We start from the raw sequence: 7,857 nt of genomic DNA on the forward strand, positions 1-7,857 counted from the left end.
CCCCGGCCCGGCCCCGGCCCCACGCCGGGCCGGGCGGGCCGGGACGGGGAGGGACGGGGAGGGGCTGGTGCATGAGGCAGGGCAGCGTACGAAGACAGGGCACGGTCCCGGGTCCGCGCGGCGCCGACGAACTGGGCTGGGACGAGAGCCTCTACGAGGACGAGGGCGAGGGCGAGAGCAGCGCCACCGGTGACGGTGACGGGAACCCGCGGTCGGGGGGCCGCAAGGGCACCGGAACCACCCGGCGCCGCAAGGGCCGCCGTGCGCTGCGCTGGTTCGCGCTCGTCCTCGCCGTACTGATACTCGGCACGGCCGCCGCCGGATACCTCTACTACGAGCACCTCAACGGCAATATCGACACCTCGCCGATGCCGGAGGGCAACCGGGCGCCCGAGGCCACGCCCAACGCCGCCGGGCAGACCCCGCTCAACATCCTGCTGATCGGCTCCGACGCGCGGAACAGTGCCGAGAACCAGAAGCTGGGCGGCGCGAAGGAGACGTTCAACGGGACGCCCCTCGCGGACGTACAGATGCTGCTCCATCTCTCCGCGGACCGCAGCAACATGTCCGTGATCAGCATGCCGCGCGACACCCTGCTGCAGATGCCCGAGTGCACCGACCCGGACACCGGCAAGGTCTACCCCGCGACCCAGGGCCGTGTGATGACCAACACCAGCCTGGGGCGCGGCGGTCCGGGCTGCACGGTCCTCGCCTGGGAGAAGCTGACGAACATTCACATCAACCACTTCATGATGGTCGACTTCGCCGGAGTGGTGTCGATGGCCGACGCGATCGGCGGCGTACCGGTCTGCGTGGACGCCAACATCCACTCCCGCAACAGCAAGGGCGAGGGCTCGGGCCTGAAGCTGGAGAAGGGCACCACGTACGTCCAGGGCGAGCAGGCCCTGCAGTGGCTGCGCACCCGCTACGGCTTCGAGGACGGCAGCGACATCGGCCGCGCCAAGGCCCAGCACATGTACATGAACGCGATGGTCCGCGAGCTGCGCGAGAACGCCACCCTGAGCAGCCCGGGCAAGCTCCGCAGGCTCGCCGAGGAGGCCACCTCAGCCCTTGAGGTCGACGAGGGCCTCGACACGGTCAAGAAGCTCTACGACCTCTCGAACGAACTGAAGCGCGTACCTCCGCGGCGCATCACCATGACGACCATGCCGTACGAATACGTGGGCGCCCGCGTCCAGCCCAAGCCCGGCGACGCGGAGCAGCTGTTCCGGCTCGTACGGGACGACGTGGCGCTCGACGGCAAGGACAGCAAGGACAGCAAGGCAAAGAAGAAGGACCAGGAGAAGACGCGCGAGGAGTCCGCCTCCGACGACCCGGCTGCGGAGCCCGCCGAGATCGGCGTGCAGGTCGTCAACGGCACCGCGACGCCCACCACGGCGTCGGTGCCGGGCCGCGCCTCGGCCCTGGTGGCGCTGCTGCGGGGCAAGGGGTACGCGCGGGCGGCCGCCGACCCGTCACAACTGCCGCGGCAGGAGCGTACGGTGGTCCGCTTTCCCGGCGCCGACCTTGAGGGGGACGCGCGGGCGGTCGCCAAGTCCCTCGGTCTGCCGCCGAGTTCGGTCGAGGAGTCCACGGAGGTCACGGGCGTCACGCTGGTCGTGGGCTCCGACTGGCGCACCGGCGACGTACCGCCGAAGCCGGACGAGCAGGACGACAAGACGCCGGAGTCGGCCGATGCCATGAACGGCGCGGACGACAAGGCCTGCATGCACGTGAACCCGAACTTCACCTGGTAGCGGGGAAGTTCGGGTCCGACGGACGCGCGGCGGTACTCAGGCCTGCTTGAGGACCGCCGGGCGGCGGGAGGCGATGACCTTCTTGGCCAGGGCACGCGGGCTGGTCAAAAAGCCCCAGCCCCACGACATGTGCATGGTCGCGAGCGCGACGGGAATCTGCGCCCGCGCCTTCAGCGGCAGCCCCTTGCCCGCGGGCACCGAACCCGCCACGATCGCCGCGAGATAGCCGCCGGGGATCACGAAGCCCCACGGCGTGAGCAGCGCACCCACGACGGTGCCCGCGGCGATGGCGCACACGGCGGTCGGCGGCGCGAGATAGCGCAGGTTGATGGAGCCCTCGTGGTACCGGGCGACGACATGCCGCCAACGCCCGTAGTCCTTGTACTGCTTGGCGAGGGCCTTGACGCTCGGCCGCGGCCGGTACGAGACCTTCAGCTCGGGCGAGAACCAGATCAGACCGCCGGCCTCACGGATGCGGAAGTTCAGCTCCCAGTCCTGGGCGCGGATGAACTCCACGTTGTACCCGCCCTGCTGCTCCAGGGCCTCGCGGCGGAAGACGCCCAGATAGACCGTCTCGGCGGGCTGCGCCTCTCCCCCGGTGTGGAAGGCGGCGTTGCCGACGCCGACCTTCGAGGTCATGGCGGCGGCGACCGCGTGCTCCCAGTCGTTCTCCCCCTCGGCGAACATCAGGCCGCCGACGTTCTGCGCGCCCGTCTCCTCCAGGAGGCGGACGGCGGTGGCGATGTAGTTCGCGGAGAGCATGCCGTGGCCGTCGACGCGGACCACGATGGGGTGCTTCGACGCCTTGATCGCGGCGTTCAGCGCGGCCGGCGTACGACCCGTCGGGTTGGGCACCGTCTTGACCCGCGCATCTTCGGCGACCAGCTGGGCGGCGATCTCGTCGGTGCGGTCCGTGGACGGGCCGAGCGCGACGACGACCTCCATCTCCCCGGCGTACTCCTGCTGGAGGATCGCCTCCACCGCATGCCGCAGGTGCCGCTCCTCGTTGAGGACGGGCATGATCACCGATACCGCCGGGTGCCGCACGGCGGACTCCTGGATTTTCTCGCTCATCAGACGTCACGTTACCGCGAACGGGGGACACGGACGCGCGCCATCCGGGTCGCTGCCCCGGGCCGCATTTCGTATCGACTTACGGTTGCACGCGTCCCTGCGCCCGTTCCGCGGAGGTGTCCCGCGTTGTCCCGTCCGCCCCGCCATCCCGCCCGTCCACCCCGGCAGAGGCCACGGCCGCAGGCGCAGCAGCCGTCCCGCGCGCGGCGGCGGCAGCCGGCGAGGCCGCGGTGGGCCATGCGGGCGGCGACGACGCTGTCCATGGTCGTGCTCGGCGCCGCGGGCATCGGGCACGCGGTGGTCACCGGCCTGGACACCGGGATCTCCCGGGTCGACCCGTTCCGCGACATGAAGAACCGTCCGTCGGACGGTGACGGGACGAACATCCTGCTCGTCGGCACCGACGGCCGCGACAAGATCACCGAGGCGGAGCGCAAGAAGTACCGCCTCGGCGGCGCGCCCTGCCGCTGCACGGACACGATCATGATCGTGCACATCTCGGAGGACCGGGACCGCGCCAGCGTCGTGAGCCTCCCCCGCGACTCGTACGCGGAGGCCCCCGCGCACACCGACCGGAACTCCGGAGAGAAGCACCACACCCACCCGATCAAGCTGAACGCGGCGTACGCGGAGGGCGGGCCGAACCTCACGGTGCGCACCGTCGAGCACATGACCAAGGTGAAGATCGACCACTATCTGGAGGTCGACTTCACCAGCTTCATGAAGACGGTCGACGTCCTCGGCGGCGTGCAGATCTGCACGGTCGGGCCGTTGAAGGATTCGTACACCGGACTCGATCTGCCCGCGGGCAAGCACCAGCTGAACGGCGGTCAGGCCTTGCAGTACGTGCGCTCGCGGCATATCGACGGGGCCGCGGACCTGGGCCGGATGCAGCGGCAGCAGCGGTTCATGGCCGCGCTGATCGCGAAGGCCACGTCCTCCGGAGTGCTCCTGAACCCGGTCAAGTTCCGCGAAGTGACGCAGACGGTGCTCAGCTCCGTACGGGCCGACCGCAGCTTCGGCACGGACGAGATGCTGGACCTCGGCCGGGCTATGCGGAACTTCACACCCGCCTCGTCGGAGTTCACCTCGGTGCCGATCGGCAAGATGGGCCACAAGGTGCCGGGCATCGGTTCGACGATCAAATGGGACCCGGTGAAGTCCGGCAAGCTCTTCAAGGCCCTGCGCGAGGACCGGCCGCTCGCCCCGTACAAGGTGCGCAGGCCGAAGGCGATCGCGGTGGACGTGGCGCCGCAGCAGATCCGGGTGCAGGTGGCGAACGGCACGAAGACGCCGGGGCTCGGCAAGAAGGTCGACAAGGCGCTGCGCTCGACCGGCTTCCGCACCTCGGGCGTCCCGGTCTCGGCCGCGAAGCCGAACGTGCCGCGCACGGTGGTGGCGTACGACCCGCGCTGGGACCGCTCGGCGAAGTCCCTCGCGGCGGCCCTGCCCGGCTGCCAGTTGAAGCCGGTCAAGGGCCAGGGGTCACTCCTGAAGGTGATCGCGGGCGCGGACTACAAGGGCGTGAAGCGGGTGCGCGCGGAGGACCCGTACCAGGGGGAGTTCGGGGTGGCGACCGGGGATCAGGTGGTGTGCGGGTCGAGTTGATCCCCTCCCCGCCCCTTCCCGAAAGCTTGCAGCAGCTGTCGTTCGGCTTTCCCGCCGCCGTGGCTGGTCGCGCCCCGCGGCGGAGCCGCCGATGTCACGGCCCCGCGCCCCTGTCGGGGCACGCTAGTCCTCGATCCCCTCCGCCACCCGCCGCTCGCGGAGTTCCTTGATCGCCCGGCGCCGCGCCAAGCGGTGCGTACGACGGATCTGCGCCTCCTGGTAGCGCCGCTTGTCCCGCTCTGTCTCCGGGAGCACCGGCGGCACCGAGCGCGGCTTGCCGTCCGCGTCGACGGCGGCGAAGACCAGGTACGCGGAGCCGACCTGCTGGGCGGGCGTCGACTCGTTCCAGCGCTCGGCGAGGACGCGGACGCCGACCTCCATCGACGTCCGGCCGGTCCAGTTGACCTGGGCCTTCACATGGACGAGGTCGCCGACCCTGACCGGCTCCAGGAAGACCATCTCGTCCATGGACGCCGTCACCGCGGGCCCTCCGGAGTGCCGCCCTGCCACGGCGCCCGCCGCGTCGTCGACGAGTTTCATGATCACACCACCGTGCACCGTGCCCAGGAGGTTGGTGTCGTTGTGGGTCATGATGTGGCTGAGCGTGGTCCGGGAAGCCGCAGTCGGCTTGCCCGGAATATCCGCCTCCGGTGGACGGGCCTGGTCTGTCATGCCGTCCACCTTATGCGGGGCCGCTTTGCATCAGCTCTGCAACAGCCGGGCCCCGAACCCACCCCAGGCCTTGTCGGGCGCCTCGTCGAGACCTGCACACTGGTGCGTATGAATGACTGGCCCAACCGAGACCAGGGGTACGGACGCGGCAGCGCGAACCCCGAGCCCGAGGGCGCCCGCGTGATGCGTCACGTCCAGCGCGGCGCGGCTCCGCGTCCCCCCGCGGCCCCGCCGAGGGCCTCCGTGCCCCCGCAGCAGGGGTACGGCTATGACGACGGTTACAGCGAGGGCCAGGTCTACGGCGGTGGCGGCCGCGGCGGTCGCGGCCGAGGCGGCGACGGATACGACGACGGCTCCTACGGCGACCGGTACGCCACCCGCCCGGCGCCGAACCGGGGCCGCCAGTTCAAGCGCATCCTCGTGACGCTCCTGGTCGTCGTCCTGGTCTGGGGCGTCGGCACGTACTTCTGGGCCGACTCGCAGCTCAAGGGCGAGGTCGACCTGGCCAAGGTGATCGAGCGGCCCGAGGCGGGCGAAGGCACGAACTACCTGATCGTCGGCTCGGACAGCCGCGAGGGCCTGACCGCCGCGGACCGGAAGCGTCTGCACACCGGTTCCGCGGGCGAGGGGTCGAGCCGCACGGACTCGATGATGATCCTGCACACCGGCAGCAACGGGGACACCCTGATCTCGCTGCCGCGTGACTCCAACGTGGAGATCCCGTCCTTCGTCGGCTCGGACTCCGGCAAGAAGTTCCCGGGGACCGGCCGCACCACCAAGCTGAACGCCGCGTACTCCGAGGACGGCCCCGAGCTCCTCGTCCGTACCGTCGAGCACAACACCGGCCTGAAGATCGACCACTACGCGGAGATCGGCTTCGGCGGCTTCGCCAAGATCGTGGACGCGGTCGGCGGCGTGGACATCAAGGTCGAGCAGCCGATGAAGGACAAGAAGTCCGGCTCGGACTTCGAGCCCGGCACGCACACCATGAACGGCGAGCAGGCCCTGGCCTTCGTCCGGCAGCGCTACGGCCTGGCCGGCGGCGACCTGGACCGCACGAAGAACCAGCAGAAGTTCCTCTCGGCGCTCGCCAACCAGACGGCCACCCCGTCGACGATCATCAACCCGTTCAAGCTCTACCCGACGATGGGCGCGGGCCTGGACACGCTGGTCGTGGACAAGGACATGAGCCTGTTCGACCTCACGCAGATGTTCTGGGCGATGAAGAACGTCTCCGGCGGCGAGGGCAAGTCGATGAACATGCCGGTCTCCGGCAGCGTCAACGGCAACCTCGTCTGGGACAAGGCCAAGCTGCAGCAGCTGGTGGAGCAGCTCAAGAACGACGAGAAGGTCACCGTCAGCGACGAGTGAGCCTGCCGGTCCGTACGACGTACGAGGGGCCGCGCACCGAATGTCCGGTGCGCGGCCCCTCTCGTATACCCAAGTCCCTCTCGTACGCCCAAGTCCCTTGCGTACGAGGTCAGTTGCGGGGTGTCGTGAGGCGGTCGAGGAGGGCCGTGCGGATGCCGGGGCGGGAGCCGAAGAGGAGCAGGAACGTCGCCTCGCGGACCAGGCGCTGGGCGTGCTCCTGGAGCAGCACCGCCCGGCTTCCGTGGGCGACGGCGCAGGCGGACGCGGCCCGCAGCGCCAGCTCCGAACCGGCCGCGCGGACGTCGGGGACCTGGTCGGGGTCGACGCTCAGGAGCCGGGCGCGGACCTGGTCGAGCTCGTCGGGGAGCCGGCCCGCGTCCCCGTCGAGCAGGGTGATCGCGCGTTCGGCGAGGCCGAGGGCCAGTGAGCCGGTGAACCGCACCGACTCGGCGTCGCCCTTCAGGTACTCCTGCTGCGGGGTGGTGCCGAGCACCCGCTCGTCGGGGACGAAGTGGCGGTCGAACCGCAGGGTCACGGTCCGGCTCGCCTGGACGGCGACCAGGTCGAGGACGGGCCCGACGGACAGCGTGGCGCTCTCCTCGGCGTCCAGGAGTGCCCAGACCACGGTGTCGTCCGCGTCGCGGCCCGCGGCGTACAGGGTGTCGACCATGCCCCAGCCGGTGACCCACGGGGCGACGCCCTCGAAGAGCCACCCGCCGTCTGCCCGCTCGGCCCGCACGAGGGGCGGGCCCGGGCGGACCGCGGCGCCGACCGCGAGCCCGGCCCGCCGCCGCCCGGACACGTGATCCGCCAGGTGCTCCGCGCGCAGCGCCTCGTTGGCGGTCTCGGCGAGGGCCATCACGGCGCCGTGGTGCTGGATCCACACGAACGCCGTCGTCAGGCAGCCCCCGGCGAGCGCCTCCACGAGCCGGAGCACGGCGGGGTAGTCGGGCAGGTCGAGGGTGGCCAGGTCCTCCGGCGCGGCGAGCCCGTAGAAGCCCTCGGCGGCGAGCAGGTCCAGGTGGGAGCCCGGGACCCGGTCCGCCCCGTCGACGTCGGGGGCCGCCGGGAACAGCACCTCGTCGGCGATCTCCCGGGCGCGGCGCAGCGACCGGGACGCGGGCACGGCTTCGCTCTCGCTCATGGCGCCGACGCTACGCCCGGCGCGCGTGCCCCGCACACGCAGAGCTCCCGGGGCACTGTTCGTGCAGCGCCCCGGGAGCGGTCCTGTCAACTGCCGTACGGCTACGACAGGTTGCGGGCCATGACGATGCGCTGGACCTGGTTGGTGCCCTCGTAGATCTGGGTGATCTTGGCGTCGCGCATCATGCGCTCGACCGGGTAGTCCCGGGTGTAGCCGTAGCCGCCGAGGAGT

7 protein-coding genes are annotated in these 7,857 nt (G+C 70.9%); 3 read left to right on the forward strand and 4 right to left on the reverse strand.

What is annotated here, in order from left to right; all coding sequences use genetic code 11:
• The first annotated feature begins 71 nt into the window (after positions 1-71).
• Positions 72-1,757 carry an LCP family protein gene (locus QIT00_RS36580; RefSeq protein WP_282539824.1) on the forward strand — a complete coding sequence of 562 codons (1,686 nt, stop codon included), beginning with the start codon at positions 72-74 and terminating at the stop codon, positions 1,755-1,757.
• 36 nt (positions 1,758-1,793) lie between these two features.
• Here the strand turns inward: QIT00_RS36580 and QIT00_RS36585 are convergent, their stop codons facing one another.
• A complete protein-coding gene (locus QIT00_RS36585) occupies positions 1,794-2,831 on the reverse strand; it encodes a glycosyltransferase family 2 protein (RefSeq protein WP_282539825.1) in 1,038 nt (345 codons plus the stop codon).
• A gap of 126 nt (positions 2,832-2,957) precedes the next feature.
• Here QIT00_RS36585 and QIT00_RS36590 point away from each other — a divergent pair, with 126 nt between their 5' ends.
• The gene (locus QIT00_RS36590) at positions 2,958-4,439 is read left to right on the forward strand and encodes an LCP family protein (RefSeq protein ID WP_456316496.1); all 1,482 of its coding nucleotides are present in this window, start codon (positions 2,958-2,960) and stop codon (positions 4,437-4,439) included.
• A 123-nt stretch (positions 4,440-4,562) separates the two neighbouring features.
• Here QIT00_RS36590 and QIT00_RS36595 read toward each other — a convergent pair whose 3' ends face one another.
• Positions 4,563-5,111 (reverse strand): acyl-CoA thioesterase, encoded by a 549-nt coding sequence (locus QIT00_RS36595; RefSeq protein WP_282539827.1) that lies wholly within the window; start codon positions 5,109-5,111, stop codon positions 4,563-4,565.
• A 108-nt stretch (positions 5,112-5,219) separates the two neighbouring features.
• Between QIT00_RS36595 and QIT00_RS36600 the strand changes: the two genes are divergently transcribed.
• The gene (locus QIT00_RS36600) at positions 5,220-6,482 is read left to right on the forward strand and encodes an LCP family protein (protein WP_282539828.1); all 1,263 of its coding nucleotides are present in this window, start codon (positions 5,220-5,222) and stop codon (positions 6,480-6,482) included.
• 109 nt (positions 6,483-6,591) lie between these two features.
• Here QIT00_RS36600 and QIT00_RS36605 read toward each other — a convergent pair whose 3' ends face one another.
• Together QIT00_RS36605 and QIT00_RS36610 are read right to left on the reverse strand one after the other, a co-directional pair.
• Positions 6,592-7,626 carry an acyl-CoA dehydrogenase family protein gene (locus QIT00_RS36605; protein WP_282539829.1) on the reverse strand — a complete coding sequence of 345 codons (1,035 nt, stop codon included), beginning with the start codon at positions 7,624-7,626 and terminating at the stop codon, positions 6,592-6,594.
• A gap of 101 nt (positions 7,627-7,727) precedes the next feature.
• Positions 7,728-7,857, reverse strand: a 130-nt coding sequence (locus tag QIT00_RS36610) for an acyl-CoA dehydrogenase family protein (RefSeq protein WP_282539831.1), incomplete at its 5' end; no start/stop codon positions are given.

The sequence above is a fragment of the Streptomyces luteolus genome, assembly GCF_029968015.1.
Classification (GTDB): Bacteria; Actinomycetota; Actinomycetes; order Streptomycetales; family Streptomycetaceae; genus Streptomyces; species Streptomyces luteolus.

Bases quoted from the DNA above. Each gene is read 5' to 3' on its own strand.
- QIT00_RS36580 (WP_282539824.1), top strand. From the start codon at position 72: ATGAGGCAGGGCAGCGTACGAAGACAGGGCACGGTCCCGGGTCCGCGC.
- QIT00_RS36585 (WP_282539825.1), bottom strand. From the start codon at position 2,831: ATGAGCGAGAAAATCCAGGAGTCCGCCGTGCGGCACCCGGCGGTATCG.
- QIT00_RS36595 (WP_282539827.1), bottom strand. From the start codon at position 5,111: ATGACAGACCAGGCCCGTCCACCGGAGGCGGATATTCCGGGCAAGCCG.
- QIT00_RS36600 (WP_282539828.1), top strand. From the start codon at position 5,220: ATGAATGACTGGCCCAACCGAGACCAGGGGTACGGACGCGGCAGCGCG.
- QIT00_RS36605 (WP_282539829.1), bottom strand. From the start codon at position 7,626: ATGAGCGAGAGCGAAGCCGTGCCCGCGTCCCGGTCGCTGCGCCGCGCC.